This window comes from Priestia sp. P1_B12_1, from assembly GCF_056406695.1.
The window spans coordinates 58027-81888 of record NZ_JBFTZR010000004.1; the positions used below are offsets into that span (position 1 = coordinate 58027).

General features: G+C 34.5%; 27 protein-coding genes. 18 read left to right on the top strand and 9 right to left on the bottom strand.

Annotated elements, in window-relative coordinates:
• Window positions 1-8: 8 nt before the first annotated feature.
• The 3 genes from AC1D0Y_RS14925 (at window position 9) to AC1D0Y_RS14935 (ending at window position 2597) form a co-directional block, all read left to right on the top strand.
• Complete coding sequence (locus tag AC1D0Y_RS14925; protein ID WP_060747295.1) at window positions 9-899, top strand: prephenate dehydrogenase/arogenate dehydrogenase family protein; 891 nt, start codon at window positions 9-11, stop codon at window positions 897-899.
• Window positions 900-944: 45 nt separating this feature from the next.
• Window positions 945-1097, top strand: coding sequence for a hypothetical protein (locus AC1D0Y_RS14930; RefSeq protein ID WP_161968325.1), 153 nt, complete (start codon window positions 945-947; stop codon window positions 1095-1097).
• A gap of 1023 nt (window positions 1098-2120) precedes the next feature.
• A complete protein-coding gene (locus tag AC1D0Y_RS14935; protein ID WP_060747296.1) occupies window positions 2121-2597 on the top strand; it encodes a hypothetical protein in 477 nt (158 codons plus the stop codon).
• A gap of 244 nt (window positions 2598-2841) precedes the next feature.
• Here AC1D0Y_RS14935 and AC1D0Y_RS14940 read toward each other — a convergent pair whose 3' ends face one another.
• Genes AC1D0Y_RS14940 through AC1D0Y_RS14950 form a run of 3 tightly spaced genes read right to left on the bottom strand, consistent with a single transcriptional unit; the run spans window position 2842 to window position 4191 of the window.
• The gene (locus AC1D0Y_RS14940) at window positions 2842-3252 is read right to left on the bottom strand and encodes a YvaD family protein (protein ID WP_060747297.1); all 411 of its coding nucleotides are present in this window, start codon (window positions 3250-3252) and stop codon (window positions 2842-2844) included.
• A 4-nt stretch (window positions 3253-3256) separates the two neighbouring features.
• On the bottom strand, window positions 3257-3619 hold the full coding sequence (locus AC1D0Y_RS14945; protein ID WP_477707743.1) for a DMT family transporter: 363 nt from the start codon (window positions 3617-3619) through the stop codon (window positions 3257-3259).
• Window positions 3620-3633: 14 nt separating this feature from the next.
• A complete protein-coding gene (locus tag AC1D0Y_RS14950) occupies window positions 3634-4191 on the bottom strand; it encodes a TetR/AcrR family transcriptional regulator (protein WP_060747299.1) in 558 nt (185 codons plus the stop codon).
• A gap of 271 nt (window positions 4192-4462) precedes the next feature.
• Between AC1D0Y_RS14950 and AC1D0Y_RS14955 the strand changes: the two genes are divergently transcribed.
• The 3 genes from AC1D0Y_RS14955 to AC1D0Y_RS14965 are packed head-to-tail and all read left to right on the top strand — an operon-like array spanning window position 4463 to window position 5521.
• Complete coding sequence (locus tag AC1D0Y_RS14955; protein ID WP_060747300.1) at window positions 4463-4828, top strand: DUF2089 domain-containing protein; 366 nt, start codon at window positions 4463-4465, stop codon at window positions 4826-4828.
• An 11-nt stretch (window positions 4829-4839) separates the two neighbouring features.
• A complete protein-coding gene (locus AC1D0Y_RS14960) occupies window positions 4840-5229 on the top strand; it encodes an SHOCT-like domain-containing protein (RefSeq protein WP_016766321.1) in 390 nt (129 codons plus the stop codon).
• A 10-nt stretch (window positions 5230-5239) separates the two neighbouring features.
• Complete coding sequence (locus AC1D0Y_RS14965; RefSeq protein ID WP_060747301.1) at window positions 5240-5521, top strand: hypothetical protein; 282 nt, start codon at window positions 5240-5242, stop codon at window positions 5519-5521.
• Window positions 5522-6039: 518 nt separating this feature from the next.
• Here the strand turns inward: AC1D0Y_RS14965 and AC1D0Y_RS14970 are convergent.
• Together AC1D0Y_RS14970 and AC1D0Y_RS14975 are read right to left on the bottom strand one after the other, a co-directional pair.
• Entirely contained in the window at window positions 6040-6249 is a 210-nt protein-coding gene (locus AC1D0Y_RS14970) for a hypothetical protein (RefSeq protein ID WP_060747303.1), read from the bottom strand.
• 138 nt (window positions 6250-6387) lie between these two features.
• Window positions 6388-7569, bottom strand: a complete 1182-nt coding sequence (locus tag AC1D0Y_RS14975) for a cation:proton antiporter (protein ID WP_060747304.1) — start codon at window positions 7567-7569, stop codon at window positions 6388-6390.
• A gap of 582 nt (window positions 7570-8151) precedes the next feature.
• On the opposite strand from AC1D0Y_RS14975, the gene AC1D0Y_RS14980 reads away from it, so the two are divergent.
• The 8 genes from AC1D0Y_RS14980 (at window position 8152) to AC1D0Y_RS15015 (ending at window position 16248) form a co-directional block, all read left to right on the top strand.
• Complete coding sequence (locus AC1D0Y_RS14980) at window positions 8152-9420, top strand: glycosyltransferase (RefSeq protein ID WP_060747305.1); 1269 nt, start codon at window positions 8152-8154, stop codon at window positions 9418-9420.
• 197 nt (window positions 9421-9617) lie between these two features.
• Window positions 9618-10658, top strand: a complete 1041-nt coding sequence (locus AC1D0Y_RS14985) for an FUSC family protein (RefSeq protein ID WP_477707744.1) — start codon at window positions 9618-9620, stop codon at window positions 10656-10658.
• 348 nt (window positions 10659-11006) lie between these two features.
• Window positions 11007-11405 carry a DoxX family protein gene (locus AC1D0Y_RS14990; RefSeq protein ID WP_013084346.1) on the top strand — a complete coding sequence of 133 codons (399 nt, stop codon included), beginning with the start codon at window positions 11007-11009 and terminating at the stop codon, window positions 11403-11405.
• A 142-nt stretch (window positions 11406-11547) separates the two neighbouring features.
• Window positions 11548-12486, top strand: a complete 939-nt coding sequence (locus AC1D0Y_RS14995; RefSeq protein ID WP_060747307.1) for a ring-cleaving dioxygenase — start codon at window positions 11548-11550, stop codon at window positions 12484-12486.
• 155 nt (window positions 12487-12641) lie between these two features.
• The gene (locus AC1D0Y_RS15000; RefSeq protein ID WP_043980920.1) at window positions 12642-13208 is read left to right on the top strand and encodes an NADPH-dependent FMN reductase; all 567 of its coding nucleotides are present in this window, start codon (window positions 12642-12644) and stop codon (window positions 13206-13208) included.
• A 174-nt stretch (window positions 13209-13382) separates the two neighbouring features.
• Window positions 13383-14027, top strand: a complete 645-nt coding sequence (gene ycaC / locus AC1D0Y_RS15005; protein WP_025753100.1) for an isochorismate family cysteine hydrolase YcaC — start codon at window positions 13383-13385, stop codon at window positions 14025-14027.
• Window positions 14028-14283: 256 nt separating this feature from the next.
• Window positions 14284-15375, top strand: a complete 1092-nt coding sequence (locus tag AC1D0Y_RS15010) for a low temperature requirement protein A (RefSeq protein WP_477707745.1) — start codon at window positions 14284-14286, stop codon at window positions 15373-15375.
• A gap of 36 nt (window positions 15376-15411) precedes the next feature.
• Window positions 15412-16248 carry an alpha/beta fold hydrolase gene (locus AC1D0Y_RS15015; protein WP_060747309.1) on the top strand — a complete coding sequence of 279 codons (837 nt, stop codon included), beginning with the start codon at window positions 15412-15414 and terminating at the stop codon, window positions 16246-16248.
• Window positions 16249-16585: 337 nt separating this feature from the next.
• On the opposite strand, the gene AC1D0Y_RS15020 is transcribed toward AC1D0Y_RS15015, so the two are convergent.
• Entirely contained in the window at window positions 16586-17203 is a 618-nt protein-coding gene (locus AC1D0Y_RS15020; protein WP_028409907.1) for a methanogen output domain 1-containing protein, read from the bottom strand.
• 303 nt (window positions 17204-17506) lie between these two features.
• Window positions 17507-18406 (bottom strand): alpha/beta hydrolase family protein, encoded by a 900-nt coding sequence (locus AC1D0Y_RS15025; protein WP_060747310.1) that lies wholly within the window; start codon window positions 18404-18406, stop codon window positions 17507-17509.
• A 209-nt stretch (window positions 18407-18615) separates the two neighbouring features.
• Here AC1D0Y_RS15025 and AC1D0Y_RS15030 point away from each other — a divergent pair, with 209 nt between their 5' ends.
• The 3 genes from AC1D0Y_RS15030 to AC1D0Y_RS15040 all read left to right on the top strand — a co-directional run bounded on the left by AC1D0Y_RS15030 (window position 18616) and on the right by AC1D0Y_RS15040 (window position 20555).
• Window positions 18616-19398, top strand: coding sequence for a GNAT family N-acetyltransferase (locus tag AC1D0Y_RS15030; protein WP_477707746.1), 783 nt, complete (start codon window positions 18616-18618; stop codon window positions 19396-19398).
• A 155-nt stretch (window positions 19399-19553) separates the two neighbouring features.
• Entirely contained in the window at window positions 19554-19985 is a 432-nt protein-coding gene (locus tag AC1D0Y_RS15035) for a hypothetical protein (protein ID WP_060747311.1), read from the top strand.
• Between the two features lie 156 nt (window positions 19986-20141).
• Complete coding sequence (locus AC1D0Y_RS15040; protein WP_060746382.1) at window positions 20142-20555, top strand: DUF3139 domain-containing protein; 414 nt, start codon at window positions 20142-20144, stop codon at window positions 20553-20555.
• 783 nt (window positions 20556-21338) lie between these two features.
• Here AC1D0Y_RS15040 and lepB read toward each other — a convergent pair.
• Both lepB and AC1D0Y_RS15050 read right to left on the bottom strand, forming a co-directional pair.
• Window positions 21339-21893: a signal peptidase I gene (lepB, locus tag AC1D0Y_RS15045; protein WP_060746383.1), complete on the bottom strand. Its 555-nt coding sequence runs from the start codon at window positions 21891-21893 to the stop codon at window positions 21339-21341.
• Between the two features lie 559 nt (window positions 21894-22452).
• Window positions 22453-22857 (bottom strand): hypothetical protein, encoded by a 405-nt coding sequence (locus tag AC1D0Y_RS15050; RefSeq protein ID WP_060746384.1) that lies wholly within the window; start codon window positions 22855-22857, stop codon window positions 22453-22455.
• Between the two features lie 704 nt (window positions 22858-23561).
• Between AC1D0Y_RS15050 and AC1D0Y_RS15055 the strand changes: the two genes are divergently transcribed.
• Complete coding sequence (locus AC1D0Y_RS15055; protein ID WP_016766300.1) at window positions 23562-23774, top strand: hypothetical protein; 213 nt, start codon at window positions 23562-23564, stop codon at window positions 23772-23774.
• Window positions 23775-23862: the final 88 nt, after the last annotated feature.

The following is a 23862-nucleotide window of genomic DNA, read 5'->3' on the forward strand; positions in this document are numbered from 1 at the left end:
GCTTTAAAGTGAAATTAGGTTTTATTGGATTTGGAGAGGCGGCCTTTGAGTTATCAGTTGGCTTAAAAGGCGAAGGTTTAGAAACCATTTTTGCTCATGATGTTATGATAGACCATCCTACATATGGTCCACAAATTAAAGAACGAGCTGCTCAAGCTCAAGTAGAACTTCTTTATAGACCCGAAGAAGTTTTAAAACAAGTAGATATAGTAATAGTAGCAGTACCCGCAGATAAAGCACTTGAAGTTAGTGAGATGCTAAAATCATTTATAAAGAAAGAATGTATCTATGTAGATGTATCAGCTTCCACTCCTATCGTGAAGCAAAAAATTAACATAAATATACAAGAGAAGAATGCATTCTTTGTAGATGGCGCAATGCTAGGTCCCCTGCCAGTTTATAAACATAAGGTTCCTATTTCAGCAAGTGGGAATGGTGTAGATCGACTGATTTCTTTAATGACTCCGTACAGTATGGACATAACTAAAGTAAGTGAAAAACCTGGTGATGCCTCTGCTGTAAAGCTAATTCGCAGCATTTATATGAAAGGTGTAGTTGCTCTTTATCTAGAGTTATTAGAAGCTTCTCATGAATTTAATGTAGAACAATTAGTCTTAGATTCTATTAGTGAAACTTTAGATAGTAAGAGCTTTAGAGAAACAATGAACCGATTGGTAACGGGAACCTCTATACATGCATTAAGAAGATCAATTGAGTTAGACGGCTCTATTCAAATGCTAGAGGCTTCTAATTTAAATTCTGTTATGTCTCGAGCAGCAAAAAGTAAGTTAGAAACATTGGCTTCATTTAATTTAAAAGAAAAGTTTAAAGGACAAAAGCCAGATCATTGGTTGGATGTTATCAAAGCATGTAAAGAAGATGCTACTGTAAACAATTAAATAAACTAATGTATTATATCAATAGTAAGAGACGGGGAGATTTACTTGGGAACATGGAATTTTCAAAGCGGTTCTATTTGGTTAGAAAAGGGGTTTATTCCAAATAAGTCTACAAGTATAGCAGCTACTTATAATATTTCCAGAGATATTCATTTATCAGAATCAAATTTAATTGTAACAGCCCTAGGAGATTTTTAATGTGGGTGGTTACTGTAATCAATGCTTATTCAAGAGAAAATAATATTATCATGTTTGAATTTAAAACAGAAAGGGAGGCAAGAGAAACTTTCGTGAAATTACAAAATCATAAAATTTTTTCTGAAATTATCTGTTGTTATAATCCAGCTTCTTCCCTAGCTGTTAACTGAGTTCTTTTAGGTTTAGGAAATCTACTTAAAAAAGATAGCGAAAAAGACCAAACAAAATGAATGAACAAGCAAATATGGTAATTCTCCAGAGCTTGATAATAAAAGAGATATAAACGTTATGTTTAAAAATAAGATAGTGTTGGTAACCAATGGCGGCACAGGAATTAGAAGGGCTGCTTCCCATGATCAAACTTGTGGAAATTAAAAAATACCTCATATGACACTTATATAAAAGATAATTGCAGGTAAGGAATTGTAAAAGAGGTTACAGGAAGAACTGTAACCTCAATTCAAACAACTAGAATTATATGTGTGTGAATTCTTATATAAGTGATTTTGCATTTCTCCCTACAATATAAAAGCTACGTTAGAAATCCTCTTTTATTAAGTAACACCTCAGTTGATCTTATTTCTTTCTTTTGAATCCAAAACTCGCGATATAGGCTATTACTAACGAAATAACCGCAGCAACACTAATTTTTATGTAAGAAATCCCCAAAGCCCAAGGACCATATTTATGGGAGTTCAAATGGTACATAGACCACCATTCTCCACCTTGGCCTTTAGAAAAAGAGAAGATGATCCATAGAAGAAGCAAGAACAGAAACCACATAAAAAAGATGATGATATTAGCGGTTTTTTTATTTATTGGTTAACCCTCCATCTCATAATTTATAGGTAATGTGCTTCTTTCTTATTATAGTAACAGTAATCGAAAAAACATAAGAGTTTTTATTGAAAGAGGCTGAGTAATCTAATTGATGTCTGCTTTGTGTAATACTAAAATTAAATGTAGCAACCTAAAAACATATTTCTACATAAGTAGTAAAAGCATGGAAGGGAGGAGGAATAAATGAGTGATTTTGAGTTCTCTGAACGGACCTATACGATCTCTAACTTCAAACAAAATGGGTATGAAAAACTTGTTCTATCTAAACCACTTGATGAAAATGAAGCTGAAGTCCCAGTTACAAGGCGATGGTTTTGGAGCACGGATATAGGAGAATGGGAAGAAGTTGAAATTACGATAGAGGGAAATAGTGAAAAGCCATACGAGGAATTTGTTGAAATGGCGGATTGTATATTGAAACAATTACATATCTATCTTAAAAGGTCATTCGAATATTTAGAGCAGTTCATCTCTGCACAAAAATTTAGTGTCTATTATCTGTCCGCTGTAAGTTTTGGGCGGCTTTTAAATTTTGACGGACATATTCTTGCAGGATGTTCTTTAGCTTTTGTTTACGGCGATTATCCCAATGTATTTCAATATAAAGTAAAGTTCAATAGAAGCGGATGGCCTATTGGTTTTGAAGGTGGACCGCTATAAAGAGATAAAAGCAGAAAACTTAAGTTTATTTGAGAACATAGTTATGAACAAATATATTGGATTCACAAGAATATCGCACCAAATGAATAGTAGAAGAGATAAGAAGCAGAACTTTTCTTGTAGGCCAGATTTTAATTGATTCCTAGAACTAAATTTGTATGAAGTGACGTATATAAAAAAGAAAGCCTCCTTTGAAGGCTTTCTTACTCGTTAACAATTACTTAAACTCATTTTACTATCTTTATTATATGGAAAGATTGCTTTTTTGATTGTCGCTATTTTTTATAACTAATTTTATAAAGAATAGAGGGTAAATCATCAAGTACAAATTAAAAGCCCACCATGTGAAATCGAAATCTTTAATAAATGCCCAATACGCAATAGCTTGTAGCCCTGAGCAAAATGTTAACACTAGAGAAATTAAAGCGTATCCTTTCCATGATTCTCTATGGAGCTTGTATAAATATAGGCTAAACAATCCAGTGAATGAAATAAGAATATCTAGAGGGAAGAACGACCAGTTCCAGGCTATCACTATGGGGTTATCATAATCTTTGAAGGCTGCACTTTTGGGTATCAATTCAAAGTAAGTAACAATCCAATAGATAATAAACCCAATATCTGTGACAAGAAAAAAAGGTTTTAAATATTTCATCTTTTTACCTCATGTGTTCTTCTAAAGTGGATTTACTAGTATCAGCTTCTTTTTCATCGGTCATATTTAATGTTACCACGCCGATAATAATGAGAGCTATAGCAACAATTTTTAGTAGGCCTACACTTTCATTAAAGTGCATAAATCCAATTAGCGTAATAATTATAATCCCCATACCTGACCAAATAGCATAAGCAATTGAAATCTCTAAACTTTTTAAAGTTAACGTCAAAAAACACAAACTACAAATATAAAAAAATATGAGCAACACACTTGGTATAACTTTAGTAAAGCCGTCTGATAGTTTCATGGATGTAGTACCAGCCACTTCAAAAAGAATAGCTAAACATAGATAGAGCCAATGCAAATCTTTTCGCCACCTTATTTTTTTATAGAAATGCCATTCAAAAGAATATCAATAACAGATTTTAATATTTCACTCATTGTTAAGTTAGATTTTAGAGAGAAGCTTGGCTGATAAATTTGGTTGATTGCGCCTAGGTATAGCTCTATAAATAGTTGTGAATCAATTTCACGTAGAACTCCCGTTTCTATTCCTTTTTCCATCAGTTTTACCACTAGATCCCACTCTTGCTTTAAAAAGTTATCTATCTTAACCCATTGATTATAGTGAAGCCGTTTTAAATCTATTAATAGGCGAATTTCCATTGTATTAAACTCTTCAGGAACACATATAAGAACTTGAGTAATCTTTTCAAGTAAACTTAGACTTTCATCATGGAAGATTTCTTCTTCTTTGTTCTTGATCTGTAGGATAAGATTTTCAATTATCGAGTCAATGATGTCATCTTTGGAGCTGAAATGTTGGTATATGGTTCGTTTGCTAGTTCCTAAGCTCTTAGCTAAATCGCTGATAGTAAAAGAAAGTCCTTTTTGTTGAATTAAAAAAATTGCTTTATTTGTAATACGCTCTTTCATAAAAACCCCCATTTGGTACCAGGAATAATTTTGTAGTACCAAATGTATTTTACAACATGATATTCCAAAAATAAACATATTTTTATCTTTTTTACTTTTTTAGATTAAAAGCATTCGAGATCTCATTGCTTGTGTTTTGAAAGAGTCAATTAATATTATTTATATGATAATTCACATTTTTAATTTATTAGTTAAAATTATTTAATTTTATTGTTTTTAAAATTAATTATTTGTTATATAATCAAATTAACTAAAAGAAGGAGATTTGATTATGGCTTATAAAGTACTTACAAATTGTCCTGTCTGCAGTGAAACGTTAAAAATTACAAAGCTGCAGTGCACCCATTGTCACACGACGATTGAAAATGAGTTTGAATTATCTAAGCTGGCATCTTTATCGAGTGATCAGCTTCATTTTGTAGAAGTATTTTTAACATGCAGAGGAAATATCAAAGAAGTGGAAAAGGAACTGGGCGTTTCGTATCCAACCGTTCGAGGTAAGCTTACTGACATCATTACATCTCTTGGATATGTAGAGAAGAAGAAAAATGAAGTAGATGAGAAAAAAGTTGTGTCTATGTTAGAAAATGGTGAAATTACAGCAGAAGAAGCCATCAAGCTCTTAAAAGAAGAATAGGAGGATTGTCTATGAAAGAGGAAATTACAAAAGTGTTAACAATGGTTCAAGAAGGCAAAATTGATGCAGAAAAGGGATCAGAACTGATACAAGTATTAAAAGAAAAAGAAGAAACAGGCAATAAGCTTTTGAAGAAACCGAATGCGTATCTAGATAAAACGTTAAAAATTCGAGTTGTGTCAACTGAAAATGATAATGTGAAGGTTAATTTGCCGATAAAGCTTGTCAAGCTGGTATTAATGGCGGGACACAGCATCGCAGCAAGTATTCCTCAATCAGAAAAATATGTGAAAGATATAGACATAAACCTTATTGTTGAAGCAATCGAAAACGAGTTAGATGGTCAAATTGTTGATATTAAATCGGCAAACGGCGATACCGTTTCAGTCATCATTGAGTAATGGTTCGCTTATGATTCATGTAAAAGTGAAAACAAAAGATGTTCGATTTAGCATTCCAGTTCCATATGCTCTTTTAAACATTGCTATTAGCGTTGCTTTTTCAAAATTTATACAGAAGCATGCGGATAAATGGACAAAAGAACATTTTAAAAGAAAAGGGCTGAATTTCACTTTTCCGATAATAGATAAAAGCATGCTAAAGCCTATTGTTAAGGAACTGAAGAAGCATAAGGGAATGATACTAGTACATGTCAAAGCTACTGACGGTACGGAGGTAAGAGTTAAACTATGATGTAGCTTTGCAAAGTGCCTACCCGCGTGTAAAAATAAAACCTTATTCGTCTAAATAGATGTAAAAAAGGCTGAAAAAAGAGATCATACAGTTTGCTATCGTGCTGTATGATCTCTTTTTTTCTCTGCTTTTTTCCTTTTCTTATTTAACCTATATCCGGAGTATAGGCTCTCAAATATGGCAACAAACATAGCAATCCAGATTCCTATCCAAATCGACATTGTACCGAAACGCTCCTTTGCTACATAATTTTATTAAGTATTTCTTTTTATCAGTCCTACCACAGTTTGATACCACAAATAATAATTAATTCCCTCTTATATAAAAGAAGAAAGATAAAAAACGTAATAAAAAGTTGGAACGAACGTAGGTTTTTTTACATTCTTTTCTTCTATTCCTAAACAGCCCTTAACAACTCATACAATACTTTTACAAGCTTTATTTACATGTATATAAAGAGAATGGTATATAGAGTAGAGAGGAATATTTTCACCACCAAAAAGCACTTAGTTAGATAACTAAGTGCTTTTTGGTGTATGATGAGCAAGTTTCTTTTTCAACGGTAGAACAATCATAAAAACGCCTATGATACTTAATATGCTCTCTAGAACGTAGAATTGATGTTCTTTTATATATCCCATAACGCATTGGCTACCAAAGATCAGAAATAAAACAGCTCCTAAATAAAACGAAGGATTTTTAATACACCAACTCATTTTTGATTCCATCTAATTCCTCCTTGTACGCTTTCTATCGCGGTTTATTGTATGTCTACTAAGAAAGGAGTAAGGTTGCTTCTTATGGATCTACGAGTGGGTGTAAGAAAAGTTTCAAAAATAAAATCAGCTCTCTTTTAATATAGGCGTTTATTTTACATTCAAAAATGAAACCAATTTTTTAAGTGTTGTTCCTTGAACAAGAAGAGAAAAGACTACATTACTAAATGTCATTGCTAATAACAGATTTTTCCCTTCAAATTCGGGTGTAATGCCTAAAACAAGCGCAATTGAAAGAGATCCCTTTAATCCTCCCCATGAAATAATAGGTTTCCATGAAGTTGGAATGGATTTATCAAAAGCTAAGCTTATATAGACAGCGAGAAAACGTGCTAAAAGAACAATGAGAATACTTCCAACGATAAGCCATCCTTTATCTAAAAAATCAATACGACTCACTTCTAACCCTACCAGTAAGAAAATAAGCGCATTGGAGAGGAAGGCAATCGTTTCCCAAAAGGAATTCACTTTTTCATGTGTTAGATCTGACATACCTACGTTTCGTCCATAAGTTCCTAAGATTACGCCACCTACTACTACAGATATTACCCCAGAAACATCAAAGTGTTCAGCAAGCTGAAACGTACCATAAAATAGAACCATCGATAATCCAGTCTCCACTAAATAATGATCAATCTTAGATGTAATACGAGAAGCTAATAAACCGAACACTCCACCAATCAATATGCCTCCACTTACAACTTTCAGAAATTCAAGCAGCGCATTCAATGTACCTGTTAAGCTTAAGGCAGTAGTTACTACAGCAATTTGAAATAGTACAACAGCAACTCCATCATTTGCTAAACTTTCTCCTTCGACCACAATGGAGAGGCGCTTGTTTAGGCCCATTGACTTAAAAATACTTAGAACGGATACAGGGTCAGTAGCTGCCATAAGTGCACCGAAAATTAAGGCTTCTTGTAAAGAAAGGTGCAAGAAAAAATAAGTAGAAGCAGCAACTAGTAAGAAGGTAAGAAATGTACCTAAAAAAGCTAATAAAGAAATCGATTTCTTATTACGTTTTAGTTCATCAAAGGGCAGTTTAAGTGCTGCATCCCCTAACAAAGCTGATAAAAAGATAAAAATAACGGTCGTTTGAAACACGGTATCATTGGCTGCATAACTTTTTATTTCTCCCAATGCAGGAATTGGTACCAAACCAATGATTAATCCTGTTACTACAAGGAAAGTGGGATAAGGTTGTTTCATTTTTTCTGCGATAAATACTACACCTACAGCGATAGCTAATAAAATAATCCAATATGTAACCATTCTTATGCTCCTTTGTCTCTTTAAAACTCAAATTATGCTTCATGTGCCAAGTATTGGTAAGGGTATATTCTCTTTAGGGATAGGTTTCTGTTCACCTGGAGAGATGTACGGCTTTACTAATTTTTGTTTCAATAATAGGCGATCCTTATAACTTTGTTTATTATAGATGATATTTTCCTAAGGTATCATTAATAAGTAATAAATTACTTATATAATGCTAAATAATATCAATTTGAATACAATTTCAATCATAGAAAAGTAAGTTTGTGCTTACAAACATGCAAGAAGAGAAAGGTTGTTTCCTCTTAGTGAGGAAACAACCTTTAATATAGCTTACATACATTATGTGTAATATAGAGTTTCCCTCAATCAAAAGATATAAATACCGATTTAAAAATAAATCGTAAACCTTTTAAAGCTGCTTGATTGTGAATGCAAGAACTATCGCAAATCGTAAGACATTATCATTTAACTTAACGAAATCAAAAATTAAATAAATAAGAAAAATTCATACATAAGCTAAAATATAGTTGCAGCAAAACACAAAAATTAAGTTATTATTTTATTGTGGGGGTGAAAATTATGAAAGTAGCAATTTTAACGTTAGGCAGTAGAGGAGATGTACAGCCTTATATTGCACTTGCTCGAGAAATGATTAAGAATGGGCATGAAGTAGTTATTTGTACAGGTGCGACGTTTCAACGTTTTATTGAAGAAAATAGGGTTTCTTTTCATCCCGCTTCTACTGATTTGATGGCAATAATGGAGAGCGAGGAAGGAAGAGATATACTTAATGGTAAAAGGTTTTCACCTTTTAAGATAATGAAGTTTTTAAAAGAAAAAATTGCTCCACCCTACAGAAAAAGTATGGATGATTTTTATCAGGCTTCCCAAGGAGCAGATTTAATCATTTATCATCCTAAAGCTCTTGGTGCGGTTGATATTGCTCTATACTATCATATTCCTTGCATTTGCTTACCGCCCGTTCCAATTATGTATCCAATTACAGAGTTCCCAAATTTCTCTTTATCATCGAAAAAAAGCTTTGGCTCTACATTAAATAGATTATCCTACAAGCTAATAAAATTCAGTGAATACCCTTTTATGAAAGAAATTAACGATTTTAGAGAAAAAACGTTAAAATTTCCAAAGAGAAAAGCAGGACTTTACACATATGAAGTAAACGGTGTACCTATTTCTATACTTTATCCGATTAGTCCTTTTCTTTTCAAAGAAGTAGAGAGTTGGAAAGGTTCTGTATTTCTATCAGGGTTTTTCTTTTTAGATGTAGAGGAAGAGATGCTATCCAATGAAATAGAAAACTTTCTAGAAAAAGGAAAAAAGCCTATTGTAGTATCATTTAGTTCTATGCCTTTAAAGAGTCCGTCAATTTTTAAACAAAAGTTAGTTCAGGCATTAAAGGAGACGGACAATCGCGCAATAGTGTTAACAGGAACAAGCGGTATGAAGTTTAATCAACAAGAGAATATACTTGCCGTTAAAGATGCATCCCATAGACTTTTATTTAAACGTGCTAAAGGCATTATTCATCATGGAGGTGTTGGAACAATGTCTGAAGCTTTACTGAGTGGCGTACCACAAATTATCATTCCGTTTACAGTGGATCAACCGTTTTGGGCAAATCTCCTCTATAAAAAAGGGTATTCACTAAAGCCGTTACAAGAAAAAAATCTCCAGGTATTCGAATTGGTTCAGGCGTTAGAACAAGTAGAAAATAAAGAGTATATTGAAAACGCTCAACAAATAAAAAACATCATTCAATCGGAAAATGGTGTATACCAAGCGGTGAAACATATAGAAAGCGTAGTACATAAATTGCGGGATAAATAGATGGATTGAAGGATAGCTAAACAGCAAGTATGTGTTTTAAGAGAAGGGTCTTATCCAATCAACTCTTATATGTGAAAACGGCTTTGTTTGTAATAAAGTTACATTCTCTAGTCAATAGTAAGTAACGGCAGGAAGTGACTGTAAGTCGACTTATATACATAGGTGTAGAAGAGCACTTTTTAAATAAAGGAGTTTTTATGGATATAAATAAAGGAAAGCAAAGGCTCGAACTAATAAAAGGATTAACACTTATAGCCAAAATATCTATAGCTTCTGGTGTATCGTGGGAGCTGGCAAAAATGTTGGGCTCTAAACATCCTTATTTGGCCCCTTTAACAGTGATTCTTTCTATTCAAGAAACCATCCAGCATTCCGCTGTGTATGCTTTTTATCGAATTGTCGGCACTCTTTTTGGAATTGCTGCTACGATTTTTACCATTAAACATTTAGAAGTAAACGGGTGGACAATAGGGCTATTATTAATAATGGGAATGGTGCTTCCTGTTGTACTAAGGCTACATAAGACGATCATTCATCAAATTGCTCTTACCATTTTATTAGTTTTTGTATTCGTTCATAAAACAAATTATTATGTCTCTGATCGAATAAGAGACACGATTATAGGAGCTCTGGTCGCTATTATAATCCATATCATAATTGTTCCTCCAAATTACGTAAAAGAAGCTCGCAGAACCTTGACCCAATTTGGAATAGACCTTGGACAATTATTTAAAAAGGCGGCTTATTGGGTAAACAATAACTGCGAATTTGTTGAGGGCGAAAACTTAATAGATGATACAACTAACCTGCTTCAGGAACTGCATCAGGTCGAAAAGGAATTCGAAAAAGCAGAAAAAAGTTTAAGGTTGAACCCATTTGGCAGAAATAAAAAGCAGCAGTTAAAACAAAACGAACAATTCCTTTTTCAACTGAAGCATGGCTACACCTATATTTCAGGTGTGCTCACTACATTTAATGACTGGTCCGAAACGAATTCTCTACCCACAGTTGATCGGCAAAAATGGGCTGTTCAACTACAAGTATTAGGAGAATACGTCACAAAACAAGCTAATCAAAACTTAGAAAATGGGGCTATAAACAAATCATCTCTGGATTTACTGGATCTGTCTTCAATTCCTTTACAAATCCGTATCCCACCTGAATTAGAGTCCCACCGACATCAATTAAGTCTATATAATGATACGCTTAAATTAATTGATAAATTAGAAACAAAATGATACTGATTCAAGTGATCCAGATATTCCTTTTATAAATAGGGTGATAACTTCAGTATTCAGTTGTTGAACGATACATGCATAGTAGAAGAGGAAAAGAAGTTACCAGAGGGTGACTTTTTTTATTCAATAAAAAATAGTACAATTTAGCTTTTATATTTTCCGTTCCCACGCTCATATCCATATAAAATGATGAATATGTTTTTAATACGTCGTTAAGGGTTTCAACTAGCTACAAAAAAACATAAAAATTTATGTTGACAGGGGAACCATATGATTTTATAATTATCCTTAATTCAAGATATTTTAATTCGAGATTTTAAAATGATGAAAAAATAGGAGGAATAAAAAATGGTGAGCATTGGTTTATTGTTAATACGTTTGGTCATTGGATTATCTTTTATGGCACATGGAACTCAGAAGTTATTTGGATGGTTTGGCGGTCACGGCTTAAAAGGAACGGGAGGATGGTTTGAATCCATCGGAATGAAGCCGGGAGTTAGAATGGCGTTAATGGCGGGATTATCCGAGCTAGTAGGAGGAGCTTTATTTGCTGCAGGACTTCTTACACCGCTTGGAGCGCTTTTGATTGCCGGAACAATGGTCATGGCGATTGTGAAAGTACACGGTCCGAATGGATACTGGGCAACACAAAATGGGTATGAATATAATCTTACGCTTTTAGTGGTAGCAATTGGTGTAGCCATTGCTGGACCAGGTTATTATGCACTAGATACTTTTATTTTCTAAAAGAGAAAATGGGTTGGAATAAGAAAGACGCTTTTATTTTTTGATTAATATCTCGAATTCGAGATATTTGTGATAAATAGCTGTAATTTTAAAAGGGATAACAAAACGTATGACGAAAAATGTATCAAAGGAGATGGTAATAATGAGTAAAAAAACAGCGGGTATTCATCATATCACGGCGATTGTAGGTCATCCTCAAGAAAATGTTGATTTCTATGCGGGCGTGCTAGGATTACGCTTGGTCAAACAAACGGTAAACTTTGATGATCCAGGAACGTATCATCTTTACTTTGGGAATGAAGGGGGAAAACCTGGAACGATTATTACATTCTTCCCGTGGGCAAATGCACGACAAGGAAAAATAGGTGACGGGCAAGTTGGCGTAACTTCCTATGTGGTTCCAAAAGGTGCGATGGACTTTTGGGAACAGCGATTAGCAAAGTTTGGGGTTCCAGCTACAAAGATGGAGCGATTCGGAGAACAGTATTTAGAGTTTGACGATCCTCATGGTTTGCATCTAGAGATTGTGGAAAGAGAAGAAGGAGAAAAGAATACGTGGCAAGTCGGTGAAATTAAACCTGAAGTGGCTATTAAAGGATTCGGAGGCGCTACGTTATTATCTGTTAAGCCTCATGAAACAGCTCAGTTATTAGAAAACGTAATGGGTCTACAAAAAGTAGGGCAAGAAGGAGATTTTATACGTTTTCAATCATCAGCTGACATTGGAAATGTGATTGATTTAAAATTAACAACCATTGGACGCGGGCAAATGGGCGTTGGAACGGTTCACCATATTGCATGGCGAGCAAAAGATGATGAAGATCAATCAGAATGGCAGAAATACGTAGCCGACAGCGGATACGGAGTAACGGCTGTTCGAGATCGAAATTACTTTAATGCGATTTATTTTAAGGAGCACGGAGAAATTCTATTTGAAATTGCAACAGATCCTCCAGGCTTTGCTCATGATGAGTCACTTGAAACAATGGGAGAAAAACTCATGCTGCCTGAACAGTACGAAACCCATCGAGATCAAATTGAAAGAGCTTTGATTCCTTTTGAAGTGAGAGAATTAGACTGAATTTTGCTAAAAGAATTCTTTTAGTAATAGTAAAACGCTAGTTCAATCCCGAATTAGGTATAAAGAAGGAATTAATTTATCTATATATAAAACTAATATCTATATTTGAAACACCGTGGTAATATGAAATTAATTCCAAGTAAGGAGGTGAATAGATGACGAAAACTATTGGTCTTATTTGTGGAAGCTTACGAAAGAATTCGTATAACCGAATGATTGCTGAGTCATTGACTACATTAGATGACTCAGCTCAATATCGCTGGATTGAAATAAGCAGCCTGCCTTTTTTTAATGAAGATTTAGAAGCTGACGGATCACCAGAATCTGTCGCATCCTTTAGAGCTGCGATTCAAGATGTTGACGGCGTTATTATAGTTAGCCCAGAGTACAATTCAGGAATTCCCGGAGTGTTAAAAAATGCCTTGGACTGGGCATCAAGACCTCGGACCTCTTCTGTTTTAAACAGAAAACCAGTTGGCCTAATTGGAGCAACTCCAGGAGGCTTCGGTACGGCTTTTGCTCAAATGCAAACGAGAGAAGTACTGGAAGCTATGCAAGTCAACGTTTTACCATTTCAAAAAATGCTGATTTCGCAAGTTCATGAAAAAGTTGATGCTCAACAAAAAGTACTAACCGATGAATCAACAAAACGTTATCTTCAGCGCTACCTACAGCAGTTCATTCATTGGATTGATCAAGCGCCTGTTCCTGTTCTAGATTAAGAAAGAGAACACACCTCACGAACCTTCACCTCAGAAATAGCTTTTCTTTCTACACATGTTTTACCTAACAGATCATAAATGAAATCCAAAAAACCGTTCAAATTATAGACCGCTTGTAAGGAATGGAAGAGGTTCATGTATCCTTACTTGCCTTAATTTAAGGAGGATTATAAAATGTCTGATCTTTACTCTCGCCTTTCAAAAGATGATGCTGCCGTGCTTTTAGTTGACCACCAAACGGGCCTTATTTCCGGCCTTGTACGTGACTATGGTGTTGATGAATTTAAAAACAACGTATTGGCTCTTGGTGATACGGCTAAATTCTTTGATTTACCGGTTATTTTAACAACTAGCTTTGAAAATGGACCCAACGGCCCGCTTATGCAAGAACTCGTTGATCTGTTTCCTAATGCGCCAAAAATAGCTCGTCCTGGACAAATTAACGCGTGGGACAACGAAGAGTTTGTTAAAGCCATTAAAGCGACCGGGAAAAAACAGCTGATTATCGCCGGTGTAGTGACAGACGTCTGCGTTGCTTTTCCTGCGCTTTCTGCTATTAAAGCAGGCTACGAAGTGTTTGTTGTGACAGATGCTTCAGGGACTTTTAATAAGCAAGTAGCGGATGCAGCATTAACGCGTATGGCTCACGGGGGCGCACAGCTTATGAACTGGTTTAGCGTAGCGTGCGAGCTGCAGCGTGACTGGCGCAATGACGTTGAAGGTTTTGGCAATTTAATTTCTAGTCATCTTCCTGGTTATCAAAACTTAATGGGCAGCTATAGAGGAGCTCAGCGCGATTTCAGCAAGCAGAGTGTTTAACATAGCGGAGCTTCACTTTGCTAAAGGTCGTTCTCTTTACATATAAGACATGAAAGCAGAATGGCATCTATGGATCATTTATGTGACGGAGAAAATGTAACAGCATAAAAGTAATTACTAGATAGGTGAGCCGGCTAATGAACCGTTGGCTCACCTATCTTTTCCTACGCTGCCTTTCATGAAGTATGCGTCTCTTGTATATAAAATAACGTACATTCACGACAGCCTGATAAATGACAGGAAGGGATGCGGAGTAGTGGAAGAAAAAAAAGTTACGTGGCTGGAGCTTTTTTATGATTTGTTATTTGTGGCAGCCGTTGCGACTGCTACGCATGTTTTGCTTCACGTTGAACAAGGGTATATTCATGGAGAGTATTTGTTAAAGTTTGTACTAATTTTTATTCCTATATGGTGGGCTTGGACCGGACAAACGATGTTTATCAATCGGTTTGGACAAGATTTTTTGCATCAGCGCATCTTTATGATTCTTCAAATGCTGTTTGTTCTTATCATGATCTCAAGCCTGTCTGTAGACTTTGATCAATATTACGTTTCTTTTCTGATTGGCTATATTGGACTAAGAGCGTTAACCGCTCTTCAATATCTTATTGTTCAAAAATTTGAACGAGATGAAAGAAAAAAAGTTGCTGTGTTTTTAGGTACATGCTTTGGAATTGGGATTTTTATCTCGCTTCTTTCGCTTCTTTTTGATTCATGGATTCGCTACGCCGTGTTGTATACAGGAATTGCAGTGGATATGATTTTACCTATTTTAGGGCATAAGCGACTGGCAAAATTACCGACCAACACTGCTCATTTATTAGAGCGCTTTGCTTTATTAACATTAATCCTGTTTGGAGAATCCGTTGTCAGCATTCTTGCTGTGATACAGCCACAAAAAGGGGATTGGAATACCATTTTATTTTCGGTTCTTTCATTTGTCCTGATTATTGCCATGTGGTGGCAGTACTTTGAGAATGTAGAAAAGAAAGTAAACAAGTCCATTCAAAGAGCCGGACAAACGATTATTTACGGACACTTACTTATTCTCATGTCTCTAAGCATGATTGCAGCATCGATTAAGCTGATGTTTTTACACGAAGTTCAGTACACATTCAGCTTATATTTTTTATTCGGATCCGTGCTGCTTTACTTTACGGCAACGACTCTTGTTTTTCATCAGTATAGATTTGAGGAACATCGTTTGAAAGTGTATCACTTGGGAATGTTTTTAGGAGTTTTAGCTGTGTTTTTTATGGTTAACTTAATACTGATTGTTCCCAACACTCTCATCATAGGAGAATTAGCCATCTTTTTTATGATCTACGCTAGGTTTACGACCACTTAACCAAATAAAGAACGACTATATAATGGAGGTAGCAAAATGGCAAAAATTACGGTAGGAACAGAAAATGAAGCACCTATTGAACTATACTACGAGGATCACGGGACAGGAAAGCCGGTTGTTTTAATTCACGGCTGGCCATTAAGCGGACGATCTTGGGAATATCAAGTTCCGGCTCTTATTGAGGCTGGACACAGAGTTATCACGTATGACCGCCGAGGATTCGGAAAGTCTTCTCAGCCATGGGACGGCTACGATTATGAAACATTCGCTGCTGATTTACATCAGCTGCTAGAACATTTGGATTTAACAAATGTGACGCTAGTCGGGTTTTCAATGGGCGGCGGAGAAGTAGCTCGTTATGTAGGAACTTACGGAACAGATAGAGTAGAAAAAGCAGTATTTGCAGGAGCTGTACCACCATTTCTTTATAAGTCAGAGAATCATCCTGAAGGAGCATTAGATGATGCAGGAATCCAAGAATTTGAAAACGGCGTAAAAAATGATCGCTTAGCTTTCCTTGATGATTTTACAAAAACATTTTTTGGGGTTGAAGACGGAAATGACTTAGTCAGCGAACCATTCCGACTTTACAACCGCGATATTGCAGCAGCCGCATCGCCTAAAGGGACGCTAGACTGTATAGCTGCTTTCAGCAAAACAGATTTCAGAGACGATCTAGCCAAGTTTACAATACCTACTCTTATTATTCACGGTGATGCAGACGAGATCGTTCCATTTGAATATAGCGGAAAGCGAACGCATGAAGCCATTTCTGGTTCCAAGTTAGCTTTAATAAAAGGCGGTCCGCACGGCTTAAATGCAACGCATGCACACGAATTTAACGAAGCGCTGCTGTCATTTTTAAGAGACTAAATATAAATGATTATTTTGTAAGTGGAAATCTGACGTATGAATAGGAAAAGCGAAAAGAAGTTGCCGGAGGGCGCTTCTTTTTTATCAGTTCATGCAATTAACAAAGGCATCTGATCGCTCCAAGGATTCTTTAGGGTGACGCATCTGATTACAAATAAAATCCCTAAATAGCTATAATAACTTTTACTTTATTTTTTCTGCTTACCATAATAACTAAAATGAGTGGTGAAAACAAAGAGCAACCCTTTAATTAAAGGCTGCTCTTTGTTTTATACATCTTATTTTGCTTTTCTAACTAAAACAAAATGTCTTAATAGTTAAGTGTGGTAATGAAATACTATTTACGTAATTCTTCTAATTCCGCAAGAAGGGTTTCAATCATTTCATCGCTTCTTCGAAGTTCTTGATTAAGCATATGAATTGTTTCCTCTTCCCAATTGAAAGGATTACCATAAGAAGGCGTAATAGGAAGATCTTCATACACATCTCCATTTTCTTCACTGTGTTTTGTAAAATATATAGCAACTTCACACATTGGATGACCAAGAGCAATACGCTGGCGCAAGCTCACTTTTCCATAGCCAAATTTCCGAGCTGCAATTCCTCCAAACACACTAGACGTCATCTTACATAAATGAGGAGCATCCTGTACGACGTCACCAAATGGACATTGGGTAGCGCTTACAACCACATGGTCTGGATAAACCGACACAATTTCAAAGTGACCTCCAATTGAATTTTTAAGGTCAATTATAACTTCTGCATATTCCTCTACCGTCCACTTTTCATGCTTATCGCTATAAAAGTCTTCCATCCATTCTCCAGTACGAATACCAATTTGTTTAATATATTCTTCAGCTACGGGGCCTACCGTTTTTTCATGAATCATTGCGTACTGTGTAATAAGTTTAGACAAAAATATATGTCCGCTTAGCTGACCTTTTTTTAAAGCCATATTGTAAATCCCCCTTTTGTTTTGTAAAAGAGTAAAAATATCAATTCAATAAGCAGCACTTTTTCTATATATCTCTATTTCTTAATTATTACAGATTAACAAGATCATATGTTATCTTTTTTGAATTTAAAAATATTTATTTGTAAATGCTGGTTGCTTTTTAAAAAGAAAGAAGGAGACTAGCATAATGGGCTTTATGGAAAATGAAAATCCCTTAGAAGCTCATCAGTTTCTAAGAGATTTTCATTTCTTTTTCTAGATATAATTGCTTCAAAAGAAAAGGTGGTACAACTGACTAATCTGTTAAAAAGAACGTAATAAAAAGTTCAATATAGTGTTTTGAAGGTCCTCATGAAACTCCTTGCGATTAAAGCCTGCCGGGTCCTGAGAAGGGGGGAAAGAAGGAGATTTCATAAAGTCGGGAAATGGGCTGAGAAATGAAAAATGCCCTCCATTTTCTACAACGATATGCTGAACTTTTTCCTTATCAGAAACGCCATTTAACACAAATTCCCCGTGAAAAGAAGGAGTAATCGTATCCTTTTCGCCTGTAATCATTAAAATAGGTATATTCACGTCTTCAAGAGCGCCTTTTTCCCTGAACCATCCGGCGGCTGGCGCTAAAAGAATAAGTGATTGAACCCGCTTATCATGATCAACAGATAAACAATAAGGCTTTTGATCAGAAGATTCAGAAGGAAAAGAAGTGGGAACTCCACCTGCTACAGCAAGAGCCGTATATCCTCCCATTGAATGGCCAATAAGAGAAATGTTATTTGAATGAATGGATGGAGAAAAGGAACTTTCTTTTAAAAACCAATCGATTACCGTACGTATATGATTAGGACGATTTTTTAGGTTATCTATTGTTCCAGATAGCGTATTATTCTCTCGATTATTAAAGAGATGTTGCGGTATTCCTACAACAAAACCATTACGTGCTAAAAATTGAGCAATGGTTCGATAAGCAAGAGGCGTGCTTCCATCGCCATGAGAAAGAATGACTAAAGGAAATAATCCATTTGAAAGCGGAGCATCTTGCGCAGCGCTTATCGCGTAAGGTCCCATCTTTTCAACTTTTTCTTCTTGGTATGTAGGGTACATAATAAGCAGAGGCAGGACGTGTTCATTTGCTTGATCTTCTATATCTACGAATTGACATCCGGCATAAAATGACTGTCTTTCATGTTTTTTTATGTGCACTTATACTCCTCCTTGCTTTTAACAATCTTTATTATAACAAACTTATATATGAAATTTTTTTGATTTAGCTCGCTTGAAAAAGATTAATCAACCTTTATTTTAATTATTCGTCGGGCTGTTTTTATACCGATAAAGCACATTATGATAACTAAATTTGTGCATGCACTTATATAATGAAGACAGTGATATTTATTAAGGGGGGAAATAAAATGCATTGTTTAGAACCAAAAGATTATTACAAGATAAATAACATGTTAGAAGCGTCATTTAAGACTCCTACATTTGCTTTTTCTGTCGTTAATCATGTTATTCAAGGATCCGTGTACGTAAATGATATGATGAGGCCATCATCAGGATTTCTTAGAATACGTGCAGGTGATTATTATGTATTTGGACAAGCCAATGACGTGGTATTTAATAACTTTCTCTATCGTTATTTTGTTGAGAACGTGTATGGTAAGGAGAAACGGTTTACGGTTTTTACTCCATCCACTGACTGGGAAACTGTTTTTGACGAAACTTTCAAAACGTATGTAAAGAAAATGACGCGTTCTAAGTATAGGTTTCTTCCTTCAAAAGTGCATTCTACATACAGCTTGTCCAATCCCTATGAGTTACAAGATTTTAACGCTGATTCTTTAAGGAAAAGTGAGAATTTCAATGAATCATATATAGTGGAGTACTGGGGATCAGAAAATAATTTTCTGAAAAACGGATTAGGAGTTTGTCTAATCCATAAAGAAAAGATTATCGCTGAATGTGTGTCTATTTTTCATAGTGGAACCATAGCTGAAATCGATATTGTGACTAATCCTAACTATAGAGGACAAGGATTAGGAAAGATAGTGGGCCAGGCGTTTATAAATAAATGTTTAGAAAAGAACGTTATGCCTGCTTGGGATTGCGATAAGAACAATAAAGCATCGAAAGCATTAGCCAATAAACTTGGGTTTTCGAATGAAGAGGATTACGCTTTATATGTATTAAAATGAAAAGAGAATGAGACATAACGAAATCAATTCAATCTACAGACGAACGAATGGAATGCATGAGTGAATCGCCTGTTACACTGCGGTTGATTTCCATGCAAGACGCAGTATCTAATCTATTAAAATATCCTAAATTCATATTTAAGCAGGGGGAACTTATGATATCACTTCATAGAAATTTAAAATTACGTGATCTAGAAATTTTCCACGTAGCAAGAAATGGAAGAATTATATCTTATGTGATCATAGAAGACACGAGAAATCCATTTACAGAAGAAGATAAAAAACTAGATCCATTATGTTACATGGAGGAAGAAGATATTAACTCGATTTTAAATGTATTTAGGATTTCATTAATCAATGATGAAAAATTAAATGAAGAAGATTCATTTTTTCTAAAATCGTTCTTTTCAGATTTTGTTAACAATACAAACTTAACGAATTTTATTATTACGGAGTACATCCAAGAAGATTTGTATGATCATGACGTTAATATAAAATTTTTCAATAAAATTTTAAAGGATATAAGTTCAAATTATATTATTGAAGAATTTGATGAAATGAACTGGATTTATTTATCTCAAGATTAAAATATAACGATGTATACCATAACATATAAAGCTAGTTTACATAAATATTTTTCTGGGAACTCATTACATTTATTAATTTAAAAACATTCAAAAAAACGCCATTATAGTGTAAAATTACACTATAATGGCGTTTTTTCTTAATGGAAGGAGAAAGAAATGAATAAAAAAATTGGTTGGATTTTAGCAATAACTATTTTCATTGTAATGGTTCCAGTTAGCTTTTTTTACGTGCTTAGTAATGGAAATCCATATACAAAATACATAAATAATAACCATGTACCAACGTATTTAAATCAAAAAGGATATACCCAAAATGACATTAAAGAGATGGAATACGTAGAACCTAAGTATTTAATTAATAAAGATTTTTACCATGGTCATTATATGATTATATTTAAAGATGAGCCTGCCATGACCTATTACTATGGAGTTACCAAAAAAGGTAAAGAAGTAAAACAGTTTTGTGAGAAGGATGTATTGTTAAAAGACGGTGTTACTGATTTAACGGTAGATAAGACTAAACATAGCGAAAAGAAATGTGTAAGTTCTCTGAAAAATAGAGATAGATAGAAATCAACCTCAATCTTTATATTGTGCTCTTGTCGGAACATATATTAAAAACTTACGTGGGGTGGTCAAAGGCAGCTGCGGCGCTTAATATAGTAGGGAAGCAATAATGAAAAATCAAAATTACGTTAAAAAATAAGGTAGGACGGTTAACCAGTAGCGGCATAGAAAGTGGAAAGACTACTTCCTATGATTCTTAGACTTTTGTATTATATAGGTTTTTGTGTTAAGTTATGGATATCCTTCTGTTACGTTAGAAAGGAGTGAATTCATATCTTAAAAATAGCAATTGCTTCAATCATTGCAGGCGTTTTGTTTAGTCTTTGTACAAAATTAGTGATGTATACAAGATGGTCCAAGCTGTTTGTAAAGGCTAATGAAGATACTCATAGGCCACTTAACTTTGCTCTTCTGGGGGCTTTATTTACCGTTATTATGTTCATTATGTTTTTAATTGTAAAACCTTTTACATAGGAATAACGTTATAGCTGGAGTTATCAATTATTAATCTTTCATATTTAGGAATAGGTTTTGTAGCTATTTTGCTATCTGCATTTTTGGTGAAGATGTTTGTTGCCAATGATACGCTATCTACCATTTTTTCAGTTTTGATTGCTGCTGTAGGAGCAGCAGCGATTTCTCACTTTCGCAGAAAATATAAGGAAAAGTGAATTTAAACAGGAGCTCCAGTTAGTGTGGGACTTAAAGCAACAATGCTTCATTTCATGTGACGGACTGGAAAAGAAATAGAAAAAGCTCCCTTCCATAAGGGAGCTTTAAAAGATTTTACTTAATCCATTCAAATTCTTTTAAAGGCCAATAAGCTAATTTAGCTTTTCCTACGATTTTGTCTACGGAGATTGTTCCTACTTCAGGTGATCTGCTATCTAAGCTGTACATTCTATTATCTCCCATGACAAATAATTGACCCTTTGGAACGGTTTTGCTGCCTGTATAATCTTCAAGTTTAAAATCCTCAGTTAATGGGCCTGTTCCTATTTCTTTTTTATATTGATCTAAATAAGGCTCTTCATATCTTTTACCGTTTACATATAGCGTGTCATTGCGATATTCTACATGATCACCAGGTAAACCAATGACTCTTTTAATATAGTCTTTTTCCTTTGTAGCATGAAAAACGATAATATCAAATCTTTTTATATTATCTGGGTTATTTTTACCCACTTCATTAAGAATAATGTGTTCACTGTCTTTTAAAGTCGGCATCATCGATTCACCGTCTACTACTATAGGGGTAAATAGGTACTCTCTCACCACAAAAGCCAGAATACAGGCAATAATAATGGATTTAATCCATGAAAACAATTCTTTTTGTTTCAATTTAAAACTCCTCTACAACCGTAATACATGTTTAAAAGTATAACATAATATATAGAAATAAACCTTTAATTTAACAATTAAAGGTTATATATGCTAGCATTTACAGCGGAAAAGAAGTAATTAATTCTGAGTATATTGGAAACTGTAATTATGCATATACAGGAGAATTAGTATTTAGTAAAAAATCCATACTTATGGGTGGCGGTGGAGTAGGAGTTGGACGACCAGAAGATTCTAAAGATAAAGATACAATAAAAAAGGGTTATAATGCTGCTTCGTACTCGGATAAGTATGAATGAACACTTATAAAGAGCAACCTCGTCATTGGCAAACGAGGCTGCTCTTAAATTTTTTTGGTACTTGTCATACAAATTTTATTTTTCATCTTCACACGCAGAAAAGTTTGTGATATAATTCACATGTGAAGATATCCATAAGGATATAACACACTCTTGAATGTAAAGTAGAAAAAGCTATTTCACTCCGATGCCAATACGATTGAAATAGCTTTTTTTGCGTTCAGATTATAGATGCGAAAAAATTGTTAGCATAGGGAAGTTTATTTTTCGATTCTAACTAATGTTTTTTCAGGCATCTCAATAGCATCTATATCAAAGTAATGGATGTTTAAAGTTAGTTCTCCTTTTCGCTTTTCAGCTTCTTCTCCTATCCAACAACTATACAATTCAAAAAAATCTCCTGATTTAAGATAGTGATCCATCAATCGACATAGTGCAAGTAGTTTCTCTTTTGATTCTTTCAGTCTGCTTTTATTCATATATTCCGTAATTTCAATTCCCCAGTCACTTGACACTTCATAAACATAAGAAGTAGTAAAATGATGCTTTTTTATGTTTAATCGATGCATTTCATCTGAAAAGCAGCTTCCAATAGTAACTATATCATCCATTTCGTCATTAATAGGTAATTCTACATTCGAACCTATATAGGTGGCTAAACTCATTTGTATTCACTCCTTTTTCCTTCTGAATAATCTATTACATTTCATAGAATGAACCTAATAAAAACCTACATAGTATGATCAAAAAGGTTTTTCCTTAAATTTTATTATAGATAATCAGGTTTTATTCGAGCTTGACTATTATTCTATTTAATATAAAGGGTAAAATTCTAATTTTTATAAAAAGAAAATGAAGAAAAACGTAAGATTTAAGTAATAGAAAAGAAAATTTCAATTTATATAATAACAATATAAATTGAAAAGGGGAAAATAGCAGTATTTTTTCAGATATCTACGACTTGTTTGACGAGATTGAAATGTATAGTATACCTGTTGACAAAGAAGACGGATTTTGGGCGTTCTATAAAACTTCCGCACGGGAAATATAGGAAGGTGAAACAAAAGCCATTGTAGAATGGTTTGAAGAGTTTCGGAATAAGGCAGACAGAAAGAGTAGTACGTTATCTACCTATTTTAGTTTTCATGATTATGATACATGCTATGATTTGCAAAATGATAAGTGGATTACGGATGGAGATAAATGGGAGGGTTAAACTCTAGCATTTGTTCACTCTTATGTATGGTCATTTAATAAGAGGTAGAGCAGCAAGGAATAGGTCTTAATGATATGCTTTATACCGAGATGAGGCACCAGCTTTTTCATATGAGAAGGCTGCCAACAACAATTATAAAAAGGAGAGACTTAAATGAAATTTGATGTAGCTGAATTAGTTGAAGCAAAGCGTCAAATCGATTCAACTTTACATAAACTCAGACAGACAGTAAAAACGTTTGAAGCTAAAGAAAATGCTGGTAGATATAAATCTCAAATCACCTTAGCTAAAAGACGGATACAAGCATTTGAGCTTTCAGTGGCTCTTATTGAAAGAGAAATAAATGATCCTGAGAAACAAAGCTAGGTATCAGATTTTAAAAAGTGCGTATTTGACGACGTTATTTACTGTATGAATTACAAAACGCCGGAAACTGCTATATCGCGGTAACAGC